A 22811-nucleotide genomic window follows, 5' to 3' on the forward strand; every position below is an offset into this window, starting at 1 on the left:
GGAACCCGTCGGCCCGGGCGGGCGGGGTGCCGTCCGTCCGGGCCGACGGGTCGGGTGTGGTGCGGGTGCCGATCGTCAGCCGTCGAGGCGGCCGGCGAGGTCGTAGCCGGCCTCGTCGATCGCGGCGGCGACGGCCTCGTCGGCGAGCGGCGCGGTGGCGTCGACGGTGACGCGGCCGGTGGCGAGGTCCACGGCAACCGCGGTGACGCCGTCGATCTTCTTCAGCTCGGCGGTCACGGACGAGACGCAGTGGCCGCAGGTCATGCCCTGGACCTGGAAGACCGCGCGGCCCGCGACGGCGACGGCGACGGCGACGGCGGGGGCCGGGGCGGCCGCGGCGCCGGTGCTGCACGAGCCGCAGCAGGAGGAGGCGGTCGCCCCGGCGGCGGACGGGTCGATGGTGGCGGTGGTCCTGCTCATGGTCTGGGCGGTGTTCATGACGCTCTCTCCTCGGGACTCGGGATGGGCGCCGGGCCGGCGCCGGTCTGTTCGACGCCGCCGAGTTAATACCCCCCTAGGGTATCGAGTCAAGACGTTCCCGTGCTCCAGAAATACCTATGGGGGGTATCCGGCGACGTCTTGCGGCAGGTACCCCCCAGGGGTATAAAGGAACCCGGCGCCGCCCCGGCGTCACCGGATACCCCTCCCGGGTACCGATCCCGCAGCGCCACGGACGCGAGGAGCAACGATGAGCACCCAGGCACCCGCCTCCACGGAGGTGGAACTCTCGATCGGCGGCATGACGTGCGCATCGTGCGCCGCGCGGATCGAGAAGAAGCTCAACCGGATGGACGGGGTCTCGGCGAGCGTCAACTACGCCACCGAGAAGGCGAAGGTCAGCTTCGAGGGTGCGGTCGAGGTCGCCGACCTGATCGCCACCGTCGAGGCGACCGGCTACACCGCCGCCCTTCCGAAGCCCCCGGCCGTCGTCGGCCCCGCCGGCGAGGACACCGGTGAAGCCGACGAGCTGGTGCCGCTGCGCCAGCGGCTGATCACCGCGGTGGCACTGGCCGTCCCGGTGATCGCGATGGCGATGGTGCCGGCCCTGCAGTTCGACAACTGGCAGTGGCTGTCGCTGACCCTCGCCGCCCCGGTGGTCACCTACGCCGCCTGGCCGTTCCACCGGGCCGCGTTCACCAACGCCCGGCACGGCGCCGCGACGATGGACACCCTGGTCTCGCTCGGCACCGGCGCCGCGTTCCTGTGGTCGCTGTGGGCGCTGTTCTTCGGCACGGCCGGCATGCCGGGCATGCGGCACGGGTTCGAGCTGACCATCGGCCGCAGCGACGGCGCGGGCAACATCTACCTGGAGGCGGCGGCCGGGGTCACCGCCTTCATCCTGGCCGGCCGCTACTTCGAGGCCCGCTCGAAGCGGACCGCCGGGGCGGCGCTCAAGGCGCTGCTGGAGCTCGGGGCGAAGGACGTCACGGTGCTCCGGGCCGGCCGCGAGGTGCGGGTCCCGATCGCCGAACTCGCGGTGGGGGACCGGTTCGTGGTCCGTCCCGGCGAGAAGATCGCCACCGACGGCGTCGTGGTCGAGGGCGCGTCCGCCGTCGACGCGTCGATGCTCACCGGCGAGTCCGTCCCGGTCGAGGTCGCCGCCGGCGACGCCGTCACCGGTGCCACCGTCAACGCGGGCGGCCGGCTCGTCGTCGAGGCGACCAGGGTCGGCGCGGACACCCAGCTCTCCCGCATGGCCAAGCTGGTGGAGGACGCGCAGAACGGGAAGGCCGCCGCCCAGCGCCTCGCCGACCGGATCTCGGCGGTCTTCGTGCCGGTCGTGATCACCCTCGCGATCGCGACCCTCGGCTACTGGCTCGGCACCGGCGAGGGCTGGACCGCCGCCTTCACCGCCGCCGTCGCCGTGCTGATCATCGCCTGCCCGTGCGCCCTGGGCCTGGCCACCCCGACCGCGCTGCTGGTCGGCACCGGCCGCGGCGCCCAGCTCGGCGTGCTGATCAAGGGCCCGGAGGTGCTGGAGTCCACCCGCAAGGTCGACACCGTCGTCCTCGACAAGACCGGCACCGTCACCACCGGCCGGATGGCCCTGCTCGCCGTGCACACCGCCGACGGCGTCACCGAGACCGAGGCCCTGCGCCTGGCCGGCGCCCTGGAGCACGCCTCCGAGCACCCGATCGCCCGGGCGATCGCCACCGCCGCGGCGAAGGCGGGCGAACTGCCGCCGGTCGAGGGCTTCGAGAACGTCCCCGGCCTCGGCGTCCAGGGCGTCGTCGACGGCCACGCGGTGGTCGCCGGCCGGGAGGCGCTGCTGAACGAGTGGGCCCAGTACCTGCCCGAGGGCCTCGCCGCGGCCAAGCGGACCGCCGAGGCGGCCGGGCGGACGGCGATCGCGGTCGGCTGGGACGGCGAGGCCCGGGCCGTCCTGGAGGTGGCCGACGCGGTCAAGCCGACCAGTGCGGGCGCCATCGCCGAACTGCGCCGCCTGGGCCTGACCCCGGTGCTGCTCACCGGTGACAACCGGGCGGTGGCCGAGGCCGTCGCCGCCGAGGTCGGGATCGCGCCGGAGCACGTGATCGCCGAGGTCATGCCGCAGGACAAGGTGGACACCGTCAAGCGCCTCCAGGCCGAGGGCAAGGTCGTCGCGATGGTCGGCGACGGCGTCAACGACGCGGCCGCGCTGGCCCGGGCCGACCTGGGCCTGGCGATGGGCACCGGCACCGACGCCGCCATCGAGGCCGGCGACCTGACCCTGGTCCGCGGGGACCTGATGGCCGCCGCCGACGCGATCCGGCTCTCCCGCCGGACCCTGGCGACGATCAAGGGCAACCTGTTCTGGGCCTTCGGCTACAACGTCGCCGCCCTGCCGCTCGCGGCGGCCGGGATGCTCAACCCGATGATCGCGGGCGCCGCGATGGCCTTCTCCTCGGTCTTCGTGGTCGGCAACAGCCTCCGGCTCCGCCGCTTCCGCTGATCCGCGCGACCGCTTGTGGCAAGGGCCCCGGAACCTCCTGGTTCCGGGGCCCTTCGGCAGGGCCGGACCGTCCCGGTACGACCGGCTGCCGGTCACGCAAGGTAGCCACCCTCCGGGAGCCCCCGACTGACGATCCGTCGTACACCCTCGCTCTGACCTGCGCTTGAAGGCCGGTTTGCCCGGCCTTGGCGGTTTGTCCACCGAAGCGCGACCGGGACGAGACCGGGTCGAGATGTGACGCTCCGAAACTTGTTAGGCAAGCCTTCCCTGCCCTAGGTTCTCGTGCCGTCAGGCCGCCGCAGCCAGCGTCCCGACGGCCCGAACCGGGCCGTGGAGGCGTGCGTCCGGCCGAAACCCCCGCCACCTCGGAGGAGCCCTCACCATGCCCGGAACCGTCCGGCCCCTCGCAGCCCTGTCCCTCGTCGCCGCCTGCGCCCTCGCCCTCACGGCGTGCGGCAGCTCCGGCTCCAGTGGCTCCGACGGCTCTCCCGCTCCCTCCGGCACGGCCCTCGCGGGCCAGACCGTCACCCTCTACAGCGGTCAGCACGAGCAGACCGTCAAGGCGCTGACCGACGACTTCACCAAGCGCACCGGGATCAAGGTCGAGCTGCGCTCCGGCGACGAGGCCGAGCTCGCCAACCAGATCCTCCAGGAGGGCACCGCCTCCCCGGCCGACGTCTTCTACGCCGAGAACCCGCCCGCCCTGACCGTCCTCGACGACAAGGGCCTGCTCGCCCCGGTCGCCGCCGACACCCTCAAGGCGGTCCCGGCCACGGACAGCTCGCCGAAGGGCGACTGGGTCGGCATCTCGGCCCGCACCTCCGCCTTCCTCACCGCCACCGGCAAGGGCGCCGACACCGCGCCGCCCGCCTCCGTCCTGGACCTCGCCAAGCCCGAGTGGAAGGGCCGGCTCGGCATCGCCCCCAGCGAGACCGACTTCGCCCCCGTCGTCACCCAGGTCCTCAAGGCCAAGGGCGAGGACGCCGCCAAGCAGTGGCTCAAGGGCCTCAAGGACAACGCCAAGGTCTACGACAGCAACGAGACCCTGTCCGCCGCGATCAACAGCGGCGAGGTCGAGGGCGGCGTCATCGACCACTACTACTTCTACCGGATGCGCGACGAGAAGGGCGCGGGCGGCACCCACAGCACCCTGCACTACTTCCCCAAGGGCGACCCGGGCTCCCTCGTCGACGTCTCCGGCGCCGCCGTGCTGAAGAGCGGCAAGCACCAGGCCGCCGCCCAGGCCCTCCTCGCCTACCTCGCGAGCGCCCCGGCCCAGACCGTCATCGCGAACTCCGCGAGCTACGAGTACCCGCTCGTCACCGGCGTCCAGGGCAAGCCCGACCTGCCCGCCCTGGACGGCATCGGCACCGTCGCCGACCCGGCCCAGCTCGGCGACGGCAAGCAGGCGCTGTCGCTGCTCCAGGACGCCGGTCTGCTCCAGTGACCGCACCCGTCCGTGCCGACGGCCCGTCCCCGCTCCGGCGGTGGCGGGCCACCGGCCTGTCCGCGTCCGCGCAGTGGCGGGCCGCCGGCCTGCTCGCGCCCGTCGCGGTGGCCGTCGTCGCCGTCGTCGCGTCGCCGCTCGGCTTCGTCGTCGCCCAGGCCGCACAGGGCGGGTGGGACCAGGCCCGGCGCCTCCTCGGCCGCCCGCTGATCGCGACCCTGCTGTGGCACACCGTCACCCTGGCCGCCGCCGTCACCTTCCTCACCGCCGTCCTCGGCTTCGGCGCCGCCTACCTGGTCGAACGCACCACCCTGCCCGGCCGCCGCGCCTGGACCGTCGCGCTCGCCCTGCCGCTCGCCGTGCCGGAGTTCGTCCGCGGCTACTCCTGGGTCTCGCTGTTCCGCTCCGTGCACGGCTACTGGGGCGCGGTGCTCGTGATGACCTGCTCGCTCTACCCGCTCGTGTTCCTGCCCGTCGCGGCGGCCCTGCGGCACGGCGACGCCGCCGCCGAGGAGGTCTCCCGCTCGCTCGGCCGCGGCCGCCTAGCCACCCTGTGGCGCGTCACCCTCCCGCTCACCCGGCCCGCCCTGGCCGGCGGCGTCCTGCTCGTCTCGCTCTACCTGCTCGGCGAGTACGGCGCGTTCGCGATGCTGCGCTACACCACCTTCGCCACCGCCGTCTTCACCCAGTACAAGCTCGGCTTCGACGCCGCCTCCGCCTCCCTGCTCACCCTCGTGCTGGTGGCGCTCGCGCTGCTGCTCGTCGGCCTGGAGGCCTGGGCCGGACGGAACGCCCGCGTCACCCGGCACGGCGCCGTCGCCCGCACCGCGCGGCCCGTGCGCCTCGGCCGGTGGACGGCGCCGGCGCTGGCCGGCCTCACGGCGCTCGTCGGGGTCGCGCTCGGCGTGCCGGTGTACGCGCTCGGGTACTGGCTGGTGAAGGGCAGTTCGACGACCCTGCCCTCCGCGTCGGTCGTCGGCGCGACCCTCGCCACCCTCGGGTACGCGCTCGGCGCCGCCCTCGTCGCCACCGCGGCGGCGGTCCCCGTCGCCCTGTACGCGTGGCGGCGCGGCAGCAGGCCCGCGCTGCTCGTGGAGCGCGCCGCCTACCTCACCCGGGCGCTGCCCGGCATCGCGGTCGCCCTGTCGGTCGTGTTCTTCGCCGTCCGCTACGCCCAACCCCTGTACCAGCAGCCGCCGATGCTCGTCGCCGGGTACGTCGTGCTGTTCTTCCCGCTCGCCCTCACCGCCGTCCGCGCCGCCCTCGCCCAGGTGCCGCCCGGCGTCGAGGAGGCCGCCCGCTCGCTCGGCACCCGGCCGCTCGCCGTGCTCGCACGCGTCACCCTGCCGCTCGTCCTGCCCGGACTCGGAACGGCCGTCGCGATGGTCGGCCTCACCGCCTCCACCGAGCTGACCGCGACCCTGCTGCTGCGCCCCACCGGCACCCAGACCCTGGCCACCCAGTTCTGGGTGTACACCAGCGGACTCGCGTACGGGGCCGCGGCGCCGTACGCGGCCCTCATGGTCGCGCTGTCCGTCCCGTCCGTGCTCCTGCTGACCCACCGCACCCTCGGCCGCCCAGGGAAGAACTCATGACCGGACTGTCCGTCGTCGATCTGCACGCCACCCACGGGCGCAGCCCGGTCCTCTCCGGCATCGACCTGAGCGTGGAGGAGGGCGCCCTCGCCTGCATCCTCGGGCCGTCCGGCTGCGGCAAGTCGACCCTGCTGCGGGTCGTGGCCGGCTTCCACCCGGCCGCCTCGGGCAGCGTCGTGCTGCACGGGCGGACGCTGGACGACGGGCGGAGCCGGGTCGCCGCCGAGCGCCGCAACATCGGCCTCGTCCCGCAGGACGGCGCGCTGTTCCCGCACCTCACGGTGGCCGGGAACATCGGGTTCGGCCTGCCGCGAGCGGAGCGCCGCTCCCGCGTGGCCGAGTTGCTCGACCTGATCGGCCTCGCAGGCCTGGGCGACCGCCGCCCGCACCAGCTCTCCGGGGGGCAGCAGCAGCGCGTCGCCCTTGCCCGGGCACTGGCCCCTCGTCCTCAACTCCTGCTGCTGGACGAACCGTTCGCGGCCCTCGACGCGGCGCTGCGGGCGGAACTGCGGCGCGAGGTCGCGGCGACCCTGCGGAAGGCCGGGACGACGGCGATCCTGGTCACCCACGACCAGGACGAGGCACTGGCCTTCGCCGACACCATCGCGGTGCTGCGCGAGGGCCGCATCGCCCAGGCTGGCACGCCGGACGTGTTGTACCACCGCCCGGCCGACGCCGCCGTGGCGCGCGTGCTGGGCGAGGCCAACCTGGTGCCGGCCACCCGCACCCCGTTCGGGGCCCTGGCCCTGGCGGAGTCCGCCTCCGTCACCTCTGGGACGCTGGCCCTGGTGCGCCCCCATCAACTCCGCCTGAGCGCAGAGGCTTCCCCCGACTCCGTCCGCGCCCACGTGGTGACGTCCGACTTCCGCGGCCACGACCACCGCATCGAACTCCGCCCCGAATCCGAGGCCCTCCCACCCACGTTGATCGCCTACACCCCCCACCCCTGGCCCCAGGGCGAGGCCTACATCACCGTGGAGGGCCCGGCCCACGCCCTCCCGGAGCCGATCTGACGCCTATCGAGCCGGTACGGGCCGAGGTAGTACGAGAGGGCCGCCAGCGACGGACCGTCCGCGACCTCACCGGAGGTGAGGAGCCGCACGACCTCGGCCTCCGGCAGCCACTCGACCCGCGTGGCCTCGCCAGAGTCCTGTGGCGCGCCGACCCGGGCGCATCCGGTGACGTGGTAGGCCCTGAAATGCATGTCCGAGATGCCGGCGAGGGCGTCGTACTCGGTCATCAACTCGACACGGCCCGGCCGCCAACCGGTCTCCTCCTCGACCTCAAGAGCGATCGCCGCCGCCGGATCCTCTCCTGGTTCTGCCCAACCTGCCGGAACCTCCCAGCCCCAGCGGCCGGTGATGAACCGGTGCCGGTAGATCAGGAGAAACTCTCCCCGATCATTGGTGACGACGGCCGTGGTGGAGGCCCGGGGCATGCGGACGACGTGGTGGTCGATCCGCCCGATACCAGGCACCTCGACGTCGTCCAGCCACACCTCAACCCACGGGCTCCCGTAGACCTGGCGCCGGCCGTAGGTCTGCCACTCCACCCTGAGCCTCCTGCGTGCGCGTGAGCCGGTGCTCCGACTCTTTCACGCCCGACGCGGACTGGGCCGACGTGGACCTGATCGGCACGTCGGACGACTGGGGTGCGAGCAAGCCCGACCTCCAATTCTTCGAGCGGGTCGCGGAGGCGGCCCCGGCCGCTGAGACGGCGACGTTCCGCATCGACTCGCTCGCGGAGCTGCCCGAGCTGATCGCCACGTTCAACGCTGCAGGGAGCTGAGAGTCGCCGGCCAGAAAGTAGCGGCGTGACGATCAGGTCCGTCGGACATACGGCCATCGCCCGAGAGAACGATCAGCGCACTCCCGTAGCCTCGGTCCATGCGCGCTGTGGTGTTCGACATCGGAGAGACCCTGACCAGCGACACCCGCTACTGGGGTGACTGGGCCCGGTGGCTCGGTGTGCCCGCGCATACCATGTCGGCGCTGGTCGGCGCAGTGCTGGCCGAGGGCCGGGACAACGCGGACGCGATCCGCATCGCCCGCACCGGCGTGGATGTGGCAGCCGAGTGGCGGGCCCGACAGGCGGCGGGCAAGGGCGACTACCTCGACGAGACGGATCTGTACCCGGACGTCCGCCCAGCGCTGATGCGGCTCCGAGAAGACGGGCTGTGGGTGGGGATCGCAGGAAACCAGAACGCTGCGGTGGGCGACTTGCTGCGAGGGCTGGACCTACCGGCCGACGCCATTGCCACATCCGGCGAGTGGCAAGTCTCCAAGCCGGCGCCCGACTTCTTCAAGCGGCTGATCCATTGGGCGCCGGGCGAGCCTCACGAGATCGTGTATGTCGGCGACCACCCCGCTAACGACATCACCCCGGCGCGTGCTGCCGGGCTGCGGACCGCCCACATCCGTCGCGGACCGGTCGGGCTGACGACTTCAGCGCCCGATGCTGACTGGACAGTGAACTCGCTGACGGAGCTGGCCGGATTGCTGGTCGGCCGGTAGCAGGATTTCCCCGGCGGACCTTTCTACCTGTTGGCGCAGTCAGAGCGGCCGGACGGCCGCCACGGCGTCGGTGTACAGCTCGGTCGTCAGGTCGTCCTCACCGATCCCGAGGTCTGCCAGCGCGGCGCGGACGACGGCGAGCGCCGGCCCGAGGTCGCTCTCCGTGGCTGCTGCCGTCTCGACCTCGATGAACGTGGCGTCGAGTTCGGGCACCCGGACGAGCGTGGCGAGCAGCCGTCGGCCATCGCGCTCGAAGTCGTAGTTCCTGCACCGCTTCTCGAATGCGATCCGGGGGACGAATCCGAGGCCCCGGACGATCTCGTGCGCTGCGTCGGCATCCTCGACACGAGTCTCGGCCTCGGGCTTCGATCCGGAGGCCTCGTCAACGCGGGCGCCCTTGTACGTGAGGACGGTGCGGGTGTCGTTCGGGCCGTGGACGGTCCGGATCCGGAGTTCGCGGTCGCCGCCCATGAGGCTGCCGTCCGGTGCATCGTAGTACGTGTCACGGTAGACCTCGGCGCGACCACCGCCGTGCTGGTCCTCCAACTGCCTGAGCACGCCCTCTGGGTCACGTACGACAGCTTTGAGTTCCGCTTCGATCGCCATCCTGTTCCCTCCGTCAGATCACGCGCTCTGCGCTGTCCACCATCACATCGAATTGCCGACGCCAGCCCCGGTAGAGGGGCCCGCTGGGGGTGGGAAGCACCTTATACGTCGCGGACTCATGCCCTTCCCAATCAGTGTCGAAAGCCCCGACGTAGAGGGTGCGATCCAGTCTGATGATCCGCCAGACCGGGACAGTGCTGTACCGGTAGACCTCGACATGCCCGACCTCGGCGAGCTCTCGAAGGCGCGCCTCGGCGAGGAGGATTCCGCTCGCAAGCGACTCGGGGGATTCGTTGATCTCGGCCGCTCGGCGTTCGGCTGCCTCCGAATCCGGGGAGAGGAGGAGGACGCGAAGTCTCGGCGTCGGATCGTTGTCGCGGTCGAAGTGTTGCCGGAGCAGTGAGTCGCGAAGAGCAAGCAGTCCGAGTCCACGCACTGCCAGTACATCAAGCTCGGCCGCAGACCTCGCCGCTCGCTGGATTTCGTCGGTGGCCGAAACCTGGTCGCTGTAGACACGGACGATCTCGGGGAACGCCGCGAGGTCGAAAGCGCTTCCGGCCGTGCGCTGGCCGTCGGAGCGCGGTGCGAGGCCGAGCAGGCGCCTGGCGCTGTCCGGCATGTTCAGCCCGTCGGCGATGCGCTCGAAGACGTCCAGCTTGGTGACCTGACGGTGTCTGTTGATGATCTCATTGACACGGGACTGGGTCATGCCGACCTGGACGGCGAGCCGCGCCTGGCTGGACCCGCTGTGGTGCTGCACATATCGGAAGAGCGCCGCGACGTCGCGGCGACGGAGTGCGTCGCGCACCTCCTCGTTCTGCCATGCGAGGTCCGCCAGCCTGATCGGTTCCATCGCGGTTCCCATGGTCCAAACCTCCGGCGCCAACTCTCCATCTCACAGTGAGATTACCGGCTGGATATCGAGATTGACGATTCATCAGTCGATGCTGGGATATGTGGCCACACTCCTTCGCGCCAGGTCCCAGCGCGCTCACTGGGGATGCCCGGGCGGTGTCCGGGACAAAGCCCTGACCTGTCTCTGTCGCGCTTCCGGCTCCTCGTGTGGTCGGCATCGGTCAGGAGGCGCCTGATGTTCCCCGAGCCGATCCCCAGCGTCCAGGGTGCGTGGTACGTGGATCGAACGAGTCCGTTATGGCGGGCGGCGGTCGCGGAGATCGTCGAGATGTTCGAGCGGCGCGGCACGAAACCTGCAGAGGATGAGCTGATCCAGCAGGACGACTGCCCCGGCCGACGGTCGGCCGTCCTCCCGGCGCACACCGTTTGCACTCGCACTCCGGCGGTCGAGAGCGAGTGATCCCCTGAACTCCCGCGCCGGGCCTGGGAAGGGGCCCGGCGCGGGCGGTGAACACCCGCACAGGCATCGGCCTGGGCGGGGCCAACCAGCAAACGGAGGTACTGAGATGGGCAAGCACGGCGGTGGCTCGGGCGACGGCAAGGGCGGCGGGCAGCAGGACGACAGCAATAAGGGCAGCGGGCACGGAGGCGGCGGTTCCGACGAGGGCGGCAACACCTCGGACGGCCAGAACCCGGCGAGCGGCAAGTGACCCGCGAGACGCCCCAGGAGGCGGGCCCCCAGGGGCTCGCCTCCGCGCTCGTGTCGGGCGGTGCGCTGACCTCGGACTGGCTGCCCTCCTTCACGGCCGTCCGCCGTGAGCTCTTCGTGCCGGACCGCATCTGGCCGGGCATTGCCGACGGCACCAGGCAGAACCCTGTCGTGTACCGCTCCCACGATCCCGGGGCGTGGCGGAGGGCGGTCTACTCGGACATCCCGCTGACCACCCAATGGGACGGCGGCGAGCACGTGGGGGACGGGCTCGGCGTGACCCCGACTTCGTCCAACTCCATGCCGACCATGGTGGCTTCCATGCTCCGGGACCTGGACGTTCGTCCGGGCGACAGGGTGCTGGAGATCGGGACGGGTACGGGCTGGAACGCCGGGCTTCTCGCGCACCGGCTCGGCGACCTGAACGTGGTGACGGTGGAGTACGACCCGGACGTTGCGCGCGGCGCCCGAGAGAATCTGGACAGGGCTGGGCTCGCACCGACCGTGATCGAGGGCGACGGCCGCGCTGGGTGGGCGGAGGGCGCTCCCTACGACCGGATCATCGCCACCTGTTCCCTGCTGGAGATCCCACCGGCGTGGCTGGCCCAGTCGGGCCCGGGCGGGGTGATCGTTGCCCCGTTCGGCACCGAATACGGCGGGGAACAGATCGTCCGGCTGGTCGTGAACAGCGACGGGACCCGGGCGCTCGGCAGCTTCACCGGCGGGTCCGCCTTCATGCGGCTCCGCCAACAGCGCACGGACCGACCGCCGTTCGACGACTACCTGCATGGGGTTCCCTGGCCGGCGGATGGCGTGAAGAGCATGACCAGCCTCTCCCCGTGGGGCACGGGTGCGTGGTTCCAGCAGTTCGTCATCGGGCTCGGCGTGCCCGGGGCGTTCTGGCGGGCGGAGCGCTACGACGACGGCGCCTACACGCTGTGGCTCTACAGCCGGGACACCCTGTCCTGGGCGTCGGCCGACTACGAGCGGGAGCGCACGGAGTACGAGGTGTACCAGTCCGGTCCCCGGAACCTCTGGGACGAGGTGGAGGCCGCCTATCGCTGGTGGGACTCCCAAGGCCGCCCCGGGCACGAGCGGTTCGGGCTGACGGTCACCCCGGAGACTCAGACGGCCTGGCTCGACTCCCCGGACAACCCCGTTCCGCAGCGGAGCTGACGGCCCGCAAGAGTCACTGGGGCGGCAGCGCCACCGCCTGCCAGCGGTAGGCCGTGTCCTCCTGCCAGCACTGCAGCTCGCCCTCGACCACGGCCGCCAGGCACAGCCGCCAGTCGTCCCCGACGGCCAGCGCGACGCGGGTCGCCGGGCGCAGGGTGGGGCGCCACCAGCGCGGGTGGCGGGCCGGGGTGGCCGTGCGCAGGCGGACGCCGCCCTCGCCGGCCAGGGCGAGCGTCGGCCCGCCGCGGTGGCCGGCCAGGGCGAGGGCGTGGGCGGGCTCGCCGTCGCCGACCTCGGGGGCGTGGCCGGCGGCGCCGAGGGTGTGCAGCTGGACGGAGCCGTCGGCGCGCAGCGTGGCGGCCTGCGGTCCCGCCGACGTGCGGGCGAGGGCGGCGGCGCGGAGTGGTCCGGACGGGCCGAGCGGCGTGGGGGCGGTGCCGGTGCCGGTGCGCCACCACAGGGCGCGGTCCCGGTGCTCGACGAGGACGAGCCACGCGCCGGGCCGCTCCTCGACGGCGGCGAGGACCCGGTCGGCGGGGCAGTCGGGCAGTTCGCGGCCGGTGAGGGTGCGCCCGGGGGCCCAGCGGAAGGAGTGCAGCGCGCCGCCGGCGGCCGTCCAGACGGTCAGTTCGCCGGTGGCGTCGACGCCGCCCGCGAGGCCGGTGACGCCGCGCGCGGCCTCCCACCACCCCGTCGTGGTGCCGACCCACAGGGTGCCGGTGCCGTCCTCGGCGCACAGGACGAGTTCACTGCGGAGCCCGGCCCGTCCGCACACCAACTCCCGTACGGCTTCCGGCCCCTGCCCGGGCGGAAGTCCTTGTGCGCCCGCCAGCAGGACGCCTCCGTCCGCCCGCGCGGCGGCGACCAGCGGGGTGCCGCCCGAACCCGGCAGCACGGCCAGGCCGGTCGTGCGGGGCCGCGGCCGGTGCGCGCGCAGCAGTTCGCGTCCGCGGGCGGCCCAGGGGCCGAGCGGGGCGGGGCGCCGGTCGGGGTCGCGGGCGAGCGGTTCGCAGGCCCAGTCGGCGAGTTCCTCGCCGTAGCCGGCGGCGAGGAGTTCGGCGCGGGCCTGTTCGACGGCCAGCCGGTGGTCGAGGCGGCCGTGGTCGGGCAGCAGGAGGGCGCGGGCCAGGGTGCCGACGGCGAACAGGTCCTTGGCGGTGGTCGGGAACCCGCCGACCTGCTCGGCCTCGGGCGGCACGTGCCCCGGGGTGAACACGGCGACGGTGAGGGTGTGGTCGAGCGGGGCGAGGAAGGTGAGGTCGATGAGCTTGACCTGGCCGGCCGCGTCGACGAGGACGTTGGCGGGGGAGATGTCGCGGTGCACCCAGCGCTTGCGGTGCAACTCGTCGACGATGCGGCACAGCCGCGCGAGCACCTCGGCCGCCGCCGAGGGCCCGGCGCGGTTCGCACCGGCCCAGGTGTGCAGCGGGACGCCGTCGACCCAGGGGGAGATCTGGTAGGCGAGCAGCCCGCTGGTGGGCGCGGAGCCGGGCCGGTGCGGGGAGGGGCCGAGGAGGAAGCTCGGCACGACGAGGTCGGTGATGCCGAGGCGGTGGGCGTTGTGCGAGACGTCGTCCCAGCGGCCGAGCCAGCGGCGGACCTCGGACGGGTCCCGTTCGAGCATGATCTTGGCGGCGACGAGCTCCTTGCGCCCGTTGTGGCCGGTACGAACGGCCCGCCACACCTCGGCCTCCCCGCCCCGGTGGTGGAATTCGAGGAGCTCGTACTGCTCGGGGTCGAACTCCGGTCCGAACCGGAGCCCGGGCACCCAACGCGACTCGGACACGCCACCCCCGTTTGCTGCCTGACGCCGGGCCACCGACGGCGGCCCGGCTGTTCGCGGTGCCCAGGATAGTGCTCGTTCCTGTTCGGCGGCCCCGCCGAGGGCCTATCCTGATGCTCGCCGAGCAACATCATGAAATAGCGTCAACTCATGATCGAACATGCCTATTTGATCATGATGGGGGCGGTCGGGGAGCACAGGGGGACGGTGCATGGCGCAGCTCGCGGTGGTGCTGATCGTGGTGGCACTGGCCGCTGTGGCGGGCGTCCTGGTGGTCCGCCGACGGCGGGCGCTCGACCCGCAGGCGGTGGCGAAGGCCCTGGCCGGGGCGGCCGAGCGGCTCGCGGCCGGCAAGGCGCAGCAGGCCAGGCGGCGTTACGCGAAGCTGGCCGGCCGGCTCGCCGGGGCGCCCGGGGCGCTCTCGGAGCAGCGCGGCCTCGCCCTGCTCGGCCAGGCCGAGGCCACGGTCGCCATCGGTGACCCGCAGGCCGCCCTGGCCCTGCACCACGAGGCGTTCCCGCTGCTCGCCGACCCGGCCCGGCAGTTGCCCCGGTGGAGCCTGCAACGCCTCGCCGAAGAGCGGATGTCGGCTGCGGCCGGCTCCCTCGCGCCGGTGCTCGCCTTCCTGCGGGCGACGGCCGGCGGCGCCGAGCCGGGCGCCGAGGCCCAGGCGGCGGCCCGGGCCCTGGACTGGCTCCAGCGGCTGTGCCACGACGGCCCGCCCGAGCAGCGCGACGGCGCCACCGCGGAGGCCCTCGCCGCCCTGCCGGGCCGGGACTGGCCGGTGCTGGCCCGGGCGGCCGTCCTGCGCGGCACCGAGCGCGCGGAGGAGGCCGAGGCCCTGCTCGCGTCGGCCGCGCCGGGCGGCGGCGGCGAACTGTGGTTCCGCTGGGGCGCGCAGCTCTTCGCCCTGCACCGGGACGCCCCCGCCGTCGCCGCCTTCGACGAGGCGCTGCGGCGCGCGCCGGGCGAGGCCTACCGGTGGTCCCGCGGACCCGCCCTGCGCGCCGAGAGCCTGCTGTTCCGCGGCCTGGCCCGGCAGCGGCTCGGTGAGACCGAGGCCGCCTGGGGCGACTTCCAGGCCGCCGCCGGCGAGGCCTCGTGGGACCCCCGCCCCCGCTACGCGCTCGGCCGCCTCGCGCTGCTGCTCGGCGCCGACGACCAGGCCGAGGAGCAGTTCACCGCCGCGCTCGCCGCCCAACCCGCCTTCGCCCCGGCCAGGTTCGGCCTGGCCCTGGTCCACGAGCGGGCCGACCGCGCCGCGGAGGCCGCCGCCGACTACCGCGCCGGTCTCGAGCTGGACTCCGGCTGGCGCCCGGCCCGCGTCCGGCTCGGCGCCGCCCTGCTCGCCGCCGGACGGACCGCCGAGGCCGAGCCGCTGCTGCGTGCCGAGGCGGGCGACGACTCCCGGTGGGGGCGGATCGCCGCGTTCCACCACGGCCTCGCCGGCGTCCGATCCGGCGACCTGACGAGCGCGCTGACCGCCTTCGAGCGGCTGCGCGACGACGACCTGCGCACGTGGCTGGCCGTCGTCCGCGACCGGCTGGCCCGGCGGAGCCTGGCCACCGACCCCACCGCGGCGCGCGAGCTGTGGCAGCGGGCCGCCGACGACGACCCGCACGCGCCCGGCTACCGGCCCGCCCTGCGCGAGGCCGCGCTGCGCGAGGCGGCCCACCTGCTCGTCACGGGCCGCGACCACCCCGAGGCGCGGACGCGCGCGGCCGAGGCGCTCGCCCTCGCGGACGGCCTCCCGGGCGCGGTCGGTGCCCGGCAGGGGCGGCTGCGGGCCGCGCTCGCCCTGGCCGGGGGCACGACGGAGACCCTGCCCGGCCTGATCGACGCCCACGCGGGCCCGCGCGACCGCTACCACCTGGCCGCCGCGGCGCTCCTGGCCGGCCGCCCGGTGCAGACGGTCGCCCTGCTCGCACCGCTGGACGCCGACCCGGCGGGCGACCCGGCCGTCGCCCGCCTGCGCGCGGCCCTCGCGGAGCGCGCCGGGAACTGGGCGACGGCGCTGGAGTGGCACCGGCACTTCCTGTCGGCGCCTGCGCCGCGCGTCGTTGTGCCCGCTGCCGGTTCGGGTGCGGTCCCGCCGCCGCGGGCTGCTTCGGCCGCTGCCCCCTCGGGTGCGGTCCCGCCGCCGCGTGCTGCTTCGGCCGCTGCCGGTTCGGGTGCGGTCCCGCCGCCGCGGGCGGTTCCGGGGGCGGCCGCGCCCGGTGCCGTTCCTGCGGTGCCGTCCGTCGGGTGCGCGATCTGTGGGCGCCGGGCGTCCGGTGTGTGCGGCGGCTGCGGGCGCGAGACGTGCGACGCGCACTTCGACCGCGCGGGCGAGGCGGGCGAGGCGGGCGAGGCGCGCGGTACGGCGGGCGTGCCGCGCTGCGTCGGGTGCACCGGTGCGGCGGCGGACGGCGCCACGGCGGCTGTGCGCCCGGGCGCCGCTCCGGGCGTGGTCCCGGCCGTGCACGCCACGGGCCCGGTGGCCGGCGGGCCGGTGAACCCGTACGTCACCGGGCCGGTCGGGGCCGACGGCCCGACGCAGGGTGCTGCGCCGAACCCGTACGCCACGGGCCCGGTGGCCGGCGGGCCGGTGAACCCGTACGTCACCGGACCGGTCGGGGCCGACGGCCCGACGCAGGGTGCTGCGCCGAACCCGTACGCCACCGGCCCGGTGGCGGGCGGTCCGGCCGCCCCTGCGCCTGCACCCGCGTCCGAACCGGTCCCCGCCCCGCCCGCCGACTGCCCCGTCTGCGAGGCCCCCGCCACCGGCTCGTGCGGCGGCTGCGGCCGGGAGGCGTGCGACGCGCACCTCTACCGGCCCGCCGACGCCGCCTCCCCGCGCTGCGTCCGCTGCGCCAGCCCCGCCCTGCGGGCCGTCCTGGACTGCGCGCGCCGCGCCGGCGTGCCCGAGCAGGCCGAGCCGGTGCTCGCCGCCTGGGCCGACGCGTTCGGCGACGGCGCCCCCGCCGCGCCCGTCCGGCTCGACCTCGCCCTGCTGCGTGCCGAACTCGGGCGGCTGGACGAGGCGTTGGCCGAGCTGCCGGAGGCGGCCGCCCGGGAGCGCGCCGCCGTGCTGGTCCGCCGCGCGGCGGGCCGCCTCGACGCGGGCGAGCCCGGTGCGGCCGCCGGTGACCTCCGCGAGGTCCTGCGGCTGTCGCCGGGCCACCCGCAGGCCGCCGCCACCCTCGGCATGCTGGCCGAGCACGAGGCCCATCGGCACGCCTTGGAGGGCCGTCGCTGGGAGGCCTGGAACGCCTACCACGCGCTGCTGCTCGCCGACCCGACCGACGCCCGCCTGCTGCACGCCCTCGGCCTCGCCGGGTACCGCCTGGCGACCGCGCCCGGTCCGGAGGGCGGGACCGCCGATCCGCAGGTCTGGCGCTGGACGATCGGCTGCCTGGCCGCCGCCCTGCACCTGCCCGCCCTGTGGGCCGAGTCCGCCCGGATCACCGGCCGCCCGGCCGAACCGGCGCGCGTCGCCGCCGCGCGCGCCGCGCTCGTCGAACGGCTGCGCGTCGACCTGCGCGCGCTCGACGAGGCCGAGGGCCGCACCGGCGAGGACGCGGCGAGCTGGACGCTCCGCCTCGCCATGGAGTCGCACTGCGCCGAGGCCTTCGTCCAGGCCGATCTGACCGTCCGTCAGCCCGGACGGGCCACGGCCGGCCACCTCGCGCACGGTCCGACGCTGACCGGACTCCTCCGCTCGGCACCGGAACTCCCCTGGTGGGGCGAGCAGTTCGACCGGGCCGTACAGGGCTGGAAGCGCGCGTCCCGCCCTGAGCCGCATCCGCTCGACCAGGCGCTCGACCTGTTCGGACCCCTCGGCCCGCAGCGCTACCTCCTGATCCAGGGCTTCCAGTCCGCCGCCGTCGAGGCGCTGGACGCCGTACCGGAGGCGCAGCGCGACGACGCCTGGCGCGGCCTGCTGGTGGCGACCCTGGTCGACGAGGCCCGCGGGCACCACCGCAACCAGAACTGGCGCGAGGCCCTCGACTGCCTCACCCGCGCCCACGCCGTCCCCGGGGCCGCACTGCCCGCCGACGCGCCCGGCATCGCCGCCGAGTCCGGTCTGCGCGCGGCCCGCGCCCTGCTCAAGAGCAGCGACGACGACCAGCAGGGCGCGGCCGAACTCCTCGAACGCGCCCTGGCGCTGGCCCCCGACCACGCCGACGTGCGCAGCGACCTCGGCGCCACCTACGCCCAGTGGGCCCGGAAGATCAACAACGAGACCAAGGACTACCCCCGCGCCCTCACCCTGCTGCGCAAGAGCCTCACCCTCAACCCCGGCGACCAGACCGCCCGGCAGTTCCTCGCCGCCGCGCTCGGCAACCGGGCCAACCAGCTCACCCAGCCCGACGCCCCGGTCCGCCAGCTGGAAGAGGCCGTGGAGCTGTGGCGCGAGCTGATCGACCTCAACCCCGACCCGGACCACCGGCTCGGCCTCGCCTTCGCGCTGCGCCGCCTCGCGCTCACCGCGGCGCTGGCCGGCCGCAGCACGGTGGCGGTGTCCCGGATGACCGAAGCCCTGCGCGCCGACCCGGAGTTCACCGGCCGGGCCGAGACGGAGGCCCCGCGCCGGGTCGCCGTCATGCTGGCCAACCACATGCTGGACAACCTCCAGGACCGCCCCTTCGCCGAGCGCTCCGCGATGCTGCGCAAGGCGATGGAGTACGACGGCCAGGCCGCCGACGTCCGCAAGCTGGCCGTCAGCGTGTGGCGCAGCGAGGCCGTCGAGCAGTACGAGGCGAGGCGCTACCCCGGGGCCGTCCGGCTGCTGGAGGAGGCGCTGGGGCTGTCCGGCTCGGCGGAGGACACGGCGAAGCTGCACACCGAGCTCGGGATCGTCCTCAGTGCCCACGCCGTGGCCAGGGCCAACGCCCGCGCCTACCGGGAGGCCCGGCAGCTGATCAAGCAGGCCGTCGAGCACAACCCGCAGGACGCGGAACTGCGCGCCCTCCAGCGCAAGATCAACTCGCTGTACTGACCCGGCCGTCGTCCACACCGCGGTCCCGGGCCGCGGCCGAAGGAGAGCAACCCGCGCCATGCCACTGGAAGAACCGTCGCCGTACGAGATCCTGGGCGTCCCGCCGAGCGCCAGTGCGCGCGAGATCCTCCTCGCCGTCGGCCCGGCGACGAAGTCCGGTCGCCACACCCGCCAGCAGGTCCAGGAGGCCGCCGCCCTGCTGCGCAACCCGGACAAGCGCCTGGAGCTGGACCTCCAGCAGCCCCTCCCGCCGGAGCCGGTCGACCGCGCCGCCGGGCTGCTGGCGCCGGCCCTCGCCGACCCGCTGCTCGTCGTCGAGCGGCCCCAGCCGCCGCCCGCCGCCTCCTTCCTGGCGCTCCACCGGGCCGAGCTGGCCGCCGACTTCGCCGAGCCCGCCCCGCCGGGCACCGCCCCCGAACCGCCCGTCCCCGCCCGTTTCGCCGCCGACCTGTCCGTGCTGCCGCAGATCGAGGTCCCCGAATGACCACCCACCACGCCCCGAGCCCCGAACCGTCCGCCCCGTTGCCGACGTCGGACCAGGCGCCGGACCAGGCATCGGACCAGGCGCCGGTCCCGGCCGCCGTGCCCGGGCAGCTGCCGGCGCCGCTGCCGGTGCCCGAGCGCGCCCGGGCGCTCGACCTCGGGCAGAGCTTCACCCAACTGCTGTTCCGCGCCTCGATGCTGACGCGCAAGCGCGAGGAGGAGGCGCAGGCCGCCCGGGCTGCGCAGCAGGAACTGCTCGGTGCGCTCGTCGAGGTGGACGACGCGCTCGCCTCGCTCGGCCTCGACCCGGAGCTCGTCCACCTCGGGCGGGGCGCCGGGATCGAGGCGACCCGGCGGCGCCTGCTGGGGCGGCTGGCCAGGGCCGGGGTGCGGCCGATGCGGCTCGAAGGGCTGACCGCGGACCCGGTGCTGGCCGAGATCGTCGGCACCGAGCCACGGCCGGGGGTGGCGCCGGAGACGGTCGTGCAGACGGTCGTCACCGGGTTCTTCTGGGGGGACGAGGTGCTGCGCCGGGCCCAGGTCGTGGTCGCGGCGCCGGTGTCCGAGCCGGAGCCGGAGCCGGAGTCCGTGTACGTGCTCGGCGCCGGGTACGTGGAGGCGGTGCTCACCCCGGAGCCGAAGCCCGAGGAGGCCGTCGAGCCGGAGGGCGTCGTCGAGCCTGGGGGCACCGTCGAGCCCGAGGGCGTCGTCGAGCCGGAGCGCGTCGTCGAGCCCGAGGACGCCGTCGACCTCGTCGACCCCGGCCCCGGCCCCGCCGCGTCGGCGGGTCCCGGCCGCCCGAAGACGCCGCCCACCAGGCCCCGGCGGGCCCGCACGGGCTCCGGTACGCGCCGCAAGCGGAAAAAGAACTAGAGGGGGACACCATGTACCGCACACTCGGCATCGACCTGGGCACCACCAACTCGGTGGTGGCCCACCTGCGCCGGGGCGAGCCGGAGATCGTCTTCAACCGGCAGAACCAGGAGGCCACGCCCTCCGTCGTCGGCACCGGCCGCAAGGGCGAGCTGCTGGTCGGCTCCACCGCGCGCAGCCGCACCGCGATCGACGGCGCGAACGTGATCCGCTCGGTCAAGCGCTTCATGGGCCGCAAGTTCAAGGACCCGCAGGTCCAGGCGGCCCTCAAGGAGGTCGACTACAAGGTCACGGCCGGCACCGACGGCGACGTCAACGTCTGGTTCAACGGCCGTTCCTACACCCCGATCGAGATCTCCGCGATCATCCTGCACCGCCTCAAGGAGGACGCCGAGCAGCGCTTCGGCGAGCCGTTCCACCGGGCCGTCATCACCGTCCCGGCGTACTTCGGCGAGCGGCAGGTCGCGGCCACCCAGGAGGCGGGCCGGCTGGCCGGCCTGCACGTGCTGCGGATCATCAACGAGCCGACCGCCGCCGCCCTCGCCTACGGGATCACCTCGGAGGCCGGCGACGAGGGCCGCACCGTCCTGGTCTACGACCTCGGCGGCGGCACCTTCGACATCTCGATCCTGCTGCTGGTGCCAGGCTCGGTCTCGGTGCTCGGCATCGAGGGCGACAACCTGCTCGGCGGCGACGACTTCGACCGGGCGATCACCACCGCGCTGCTCGACGACATCCGCGAGGAGTACGGCTCGGACTACCAGCCCGACCTGCGCGACCGCCCGAAGATCGCCTCCACCGCCGAGACGGTCAAGATCGAGCTCTCCCACCAGGAGTCCTCCGAGGTCATCCTCCCCGGCCTCGGCGCCGGCCAGCTGGTGCTGGAGACGGAGTTCGAGCGCACCCGCTTCGAGGAGCTCATCGAGGGCCACATCGAGCGCACCATCGAGCTGACCCACAAGGCCATCATGCAGGCCAACCTCACCGTCGGGGACATCGACGAGGTCGTGCTGGTCGGCGGCTCCACCGCGATCCCGCTGGTGGCGCGGCGCCTGGGCGAGGTCTTCGGGCCGCGCCGGATCCGCCGCGGCGTCAACCCGATGCAGTGCGTCGCGCTCGGCGCGGCCGTGCAGTCCGCGCTGGTCGGCGAGGTCGAGTGCCCCGAGTGCCGGGCGCCCGGCGACCTCTCCGCCTCGGCCTGCGCCAACTGCGCCACCTCGCTGCTCGGCGGCCCCCGGGTGTCCTGCCCCACCTGTCACGTCCCGGTCGACGCCGAGGCCGCCGCCTGCCCCAAGTGCAGCCAGGCGCTGGACGGTTCGGGCGCCGTGACGCCCCCGTCCCAGGCGCCCACCGTCGCCCACAGCGACAACTGCCCGCGCTGCGGCACCCCGGCCGCCCCCGGCGTCACCGCCTGCGAACTGTGCGGCGAGCCGCTCAACTCGGCCGCCCCCGGGCAGACCAGGGTCGCCTCCAGCGCCGCCGAGGACGTCGGCCTGCGCTGCGCCTCCTGCGGGGTGGTCAACCGGCCCGGGAGCGAAGTCTGCACGGGATGCGGCGAGTTGATGCAGGTCACCAACCCGTTCGACATCACCCCGAAGAACCTCGGCATCGAGCTCAACGACGGCCGGCTCGCCGTCATCATCCCCAAGAACACCATCTACCCGACCAGTTCGCCGGTCAGCCGGGAATTCGTCGTCTCCGGCAGCGGCCGCCAGCGCCTCGAAGTCGCCGTCTACGAGGGCGAACACGAGATCGCCCAGCAGAACGAGCTGATCGGCCACCTCACCCTGCGCCTGCCCGCCGGCCTCGGCGGCCGCACCCCCGTGGCGGTCTCCTTCGGCCTCGACCGGGACCGCACCATCACCCTGTCGGTGCGCATCCAGGGCGGCGGCGAGAAGACCGTCAAACTCGAACGGGTCACCCTCGACCCCGAGTTGAAGGTCCAGGTGGAGGAGCAGCAGCGGCAGATCGAGACCTTCACCGACCGCTGGGGCGGCGAGCTCACCGAGGCCGAACTCCGCGAGGCCCAGCGCCTCATGGACACCCTCGACGACCTCGCGGCCGGCCAGACCCGCGGCCAGTCGGTCGACGAGGCCCTGGAGCGGGCCCAGCGCCAGCTCAAGGCCCAGCGCTGGGTGCGCGGTTCGGAGGCGTACCTGAGCCTGTTCATCCACTACTGCGAGAAGCACCTCGACCCGAGCGACCTCGACCGCCTGCGCTCGGTCGCCGCCGACCTGCGGCTGCGCCGCGAGGCGGCCGACTGGGAGGGCGCGATGCGCGCCGCCCAGCGCGCCGACGAGCTGTGCGACTCGCTCGGCCACACCTTCCGCATGCTCACCATGTGCAACGTCTACGTGAGCCAGAACCTGGTCTCGCCCGGCCTCGCCCAGCAGATCATCGCCGAGCTGCGCGGCCTGGACGCGGCCGTGGAGTCCGCCAACATGGAGGCCGCCAACCGGCACAACTCCGCGCTCCTGGTGCTGTACGCCCAGGCGCAGCGGGAGCTGGGCAACGACCCGACGCCGGAGTCGCTCGGCCCGGTGCGCCCCGAGGAGGCCGGTCCCCGATGAACCCCGACGACGCCGTCCCGCCGATCGAGGTGCCCTGCCCGCAGTGCGCCGTCCCGGCGGATCCGGAGAGCCTGCGCTGCCCGTCCTGCCGGGAGGACCTGGTCGCCCTGGTCCGGCTGCGTTACGCGGGCCGGATCGACTACAACGAGGCGCTCGACGCCGTCCGCGAGGGCGACGACCCGACGGCGCGCGTGCTCCTGCGCCGGGCCTTGCGGGCCGAGCCGGGCCTGCACCCGGCCCGGGAGCTGCTGGACGCGGTGGAGGCGCGGCTGGGTCCGTAGCCTGGCC

At 74.4% G+C, this 22811-nt stretch carries 19 protein-coding genes; 14 read left to right on the plus strand and 5 right to left on the minus strand.

Annotated elements, in window-relative coordinates; all coding sequences use genetic code 11:
- Positions 1 to 75 precede the first annotated feature (75 nt).
- A complete protein-coding gene (locus tag ACFVU9_RS33680; protein ID WP_387599953.1) occupies positions 76 to 438 on the minus strand; it encodes a heavy-metal-associated domain-containing protein in 363 nt (120 codons plus the stop codon).
- Positions 439 to 688: 250 nt separating this feature from the next.
- On the opposite strand from ACFVU9_RS33680, the gene ACFVU9_RS33685 reads away from it, so the two are divergent.
- The 4 genes from ACFVU9_RS33685 (at position 689) to ACFVU9_RS33700 (ending at position 6987) form a co-directional block, all read left to right on the plus strand.
- On the plus strand, positions 689 to 2932 hold the full coding sequence (locus tag ACFVU9_RS33685; protein ID WP_387599956.1) for a heavy metal translocating P-type ATPase: 2244 nt from the start codon (positions 689 to 691) through the stop codon (positions 2930 to 2932).
- Positions 2933 to 3314: 382 nt separating this feature from the next.
- The gene (locus tag ACFVU9_RS33690; protein WP_380500086.1) at positions 3315 to 4379 is read left to right on the plus strand and encodes an extracellular solute-binding protein; all 1065 of its coding nucleotides are present in this window, start codon (positions 3315 to 3317) and stop codon (positions 4377 to 4379) included.
- Complete coding sequence (locus ACFVU9_RS33695; RefSeq protein WP_387599959.1) at positions 4376 to 5974, plus strand: ABC transporter permease; 1599 nt, start codon at positions 4376 to 4378, stop codon at positions 5972 to 5974. The genes ACFVU9_RS33690 and ACFVU9_RS33695 overlap by 4 nt, the downstream gene beginning before the upstream one ends.
- Entirely contained in the window at positions 5971 to 6987 is a 1017-nt protein-coding gene (locus ACFVU9_RS33700) for an ABC transporter ATP-binding protein (protein WP_387599961.1), read from the plus strand. Before ACFVU9_RS33695 ends, ACFVU9_RS33700 begins: the two co-directional genes overlap by 4 nt.
- Here the strand turns inward: ACFVU9_RS33700 and ACFVU9_RS33705 are convergent.
- Complete coding sequence (locus tag ACFVU9_RS33705) at positions 6939 to 7526, minus strand: NUDIX hydrolase (RefSeq protein WP_387599963.1); 588 nt, start codon at positions 7524 to 7526, stop codon at positions 6939 to 6941. The two genes, ACFVU9_RS33700 and ACFVU9_RS33705, sit on opposite strands and share 49 nt — an antisense overlap.
- 20 nt (positions 7527 to 7546) lie before the next feature.
- On the opposite strand from ACFVU9_RS33705, the gene ACFVU9_RS33710 reads away from it, so the two are divergent.
- Complete coding sequence (locus tag ACFVU9_RS33710; protein WP_380436641.1) at positions 7547 to 7762, plus strand: hypothetical protein; 216 nt, start codon at positions 7547 to 7549, stop codon at positions 7760 to 7762.
- A 98-nt stretch (positions 7763 to 7860) separates the two neighbouring features.
- Complete coding sequence (locus ACFVU9_RS33715; protein ID WP_380436639.1) at positions 7861 to 8487, plus strand: HAD family hydrolase; 627 nt, start codon at positions 7861 to 7863, stop codon at positions 8485 to 8487.
- Between the two features lie 39 nt (positions 8488 to 8526).
- Here the strand turns inward: ACFVU9_RS33715 and cyaB are convergent, their stop codons facing one another.
- Both cyaB and ACFVU9_RS33725 read right to left on the minus strand, forming a co-directional pair.
- Positions 8527 to 9093: a class IV adenylate cyclase gene (cyaB, locus tag ACFVU9_RS33720; RefSeq protein WP_380436637.1), complete on the minus strand. Its 567-nt coding sequence runs from the start codon at positions 9091 to 9093 to the stop codon at positions 8527 to 8529.
- Between the two features lie 13 nt (positions 9094 to 9106).
- Complete coding sequence (locus ACFVU9_RS33725) at positions 9107 to 9958, minus strand: helix-turn-helix domain-containing protein (RefSeq protein ID WP_380436635.1); 852 nt, start codon at positions 9956 to 9958, stop codon at positions 9107 to 9109.
- Between the two features lie 225 nt (positions 9959 to 10183).
- Here ACFVU9_RS33725 and ACFVU9_RS33730 point away from each other — a divergent pair, with 225 nt between their 5' ends.
- The 3 genes from ACFVU9_RS33730 to ACFVU9_RS33740 all read left to right on the plus strand — a co-directional run bounded on the left by ACFVU9_RS33730 (position 10184) and on the right by ACFVU9_RS33740 (position 11833).
- Positions 10184 to 10408, plus strand: a complete 225-nt coding sequence (locus ACFVU9_RS33730) for a hypothetical protein (RefSeq protein ID WP_380436633.1) — start codon at positions 10184 to 10186, stop codon at positions 10406 to 10408.
- 106 nt (positions 10409 to 10514) lie between these two features.
- Positions 10515 to 10658 carry a hypothetical protein gene (locus ACFVU9_RS33735; protein ID WP_380436631.1) on the plus strand — a complete coding sequence of 48 codons (144 nt, stop codon included), beginning with the start codon at positions 10515 to 10517 and terminating at the stop codon, positions 10656 to 10658.
- On the plus strand, positions 10655 to 11833 hold the full coding sequence (locus ACFVU9_RS33740; protein WP_387599969.1) for a methyltransferase domain-containing protein: 1179 nt from the start codon (positions 10655 to 10657) through the stop codon (positions 11831 to 11833). The genes ACFVU9_RS33735 and ACFVU9_RS33740 overlap by 4 nt, the downstream gene beginning before the upstream one ends.
- Positions 11834 to 11846: 13 nt before the next feature.
- Here the strand turns inward: ACFVU9_RS33740 and ACFVU9_RS33745 are convergent, their stop codons facing one another.
- Positions 11847 to 13619: a hypothetical protein gene (locus tag ACFVU9_RS33745; protein WP_387599972.1), complete on the minus strand. Its 1773-nt coding sequence runs from the start codon at positions 13617 to 13619 to the stop codon at positions 11847 to 11849.
- A gap of 208 nt (positions 13620 to 13827) precedes the next feature.
- On the opposite strand from ACFVU9_RS33745, the gene ACFVU9_RS33750 reads away from it, so the two are divergent.
- The 5 genes from ACFVU9_RS33750 to ACFVU9_RS33770 are packed head-to-tail and all read left to right on the plus strand — an operon-like array spanning position 13828 to position 22804.
- Positions 13828 to 18597, plus strand: a complete 4770-nt coding sequence (locus tag ACFVU9_RS33750; protein ID WP_387599975.1) for a hypothetical protein — start codon at positions 13828 to 13830, stop codon at positions 18595 to 18597.
- 58 nt (positions 18598 to 18655) lie between these two features.
- Positions 18656 to 19081, plus strand: coding sequence for a hypothetical protein (locus ACFVU9_RS33755; protein ID WP_380436623.1), 426 nt, complete (start codon positions 18656 to 18658; stop codon positions 19079 to 19081).
- The gene (locus ACFVU9_RS33760; protein ID WP_387599979.1) at positions 19078 to 19953 is read left to right on the plus strand and encodes a nucleotide exchange factor GrpE; all 876 of its coding nucleotides are present in this window, start codon (positions 19078 to 19080) and stop codon (positions 19951 to 19953) included. Before ACFVU9_RS33755 ends, ACFVU9_RS33760 begins: the two co-directional genes overlap by 4 nt.
- A gap of 11 nt (positions 19954 to 19964) precedes the next feature.
- Positions 19965 to 22523: an Hsp70 family protein gene (locus ACFVU9_RS33765; protein WP_387599981.1), complete on the plus strand. Its 2559-nt coding sequence runs from the start codon at positions 19965 to 19967 to the stop codon at positions 22521 to 22523.
- Positions 22520 to 22804, plus strand: coding sequence for a hypothetical protein (locus tag ACFVU9_RS33770; protein WP_387599984.1), 285 nt, complete (start codon positions 22520 to 22522; stop codon positions 22802 to 22804). Before ACFVU9_RS33765 ends, ACFVU9_RS33770 begins: the two co-directional genes overlap by 4 nt.
- Positions 22805 to 22811 lie beyond the last annotated feature (7 nt).

The sequence above is a fragment of the Kitasatospora sp. NPDC057936 genome, from assembly GCF_042887525.1.
Taxonomy (GTDB): domain Bacteria; phylum Actinomycetota; class Actinomycetes; order Streptomycetales; family Streptomycetaceae; genus Kitasatospora.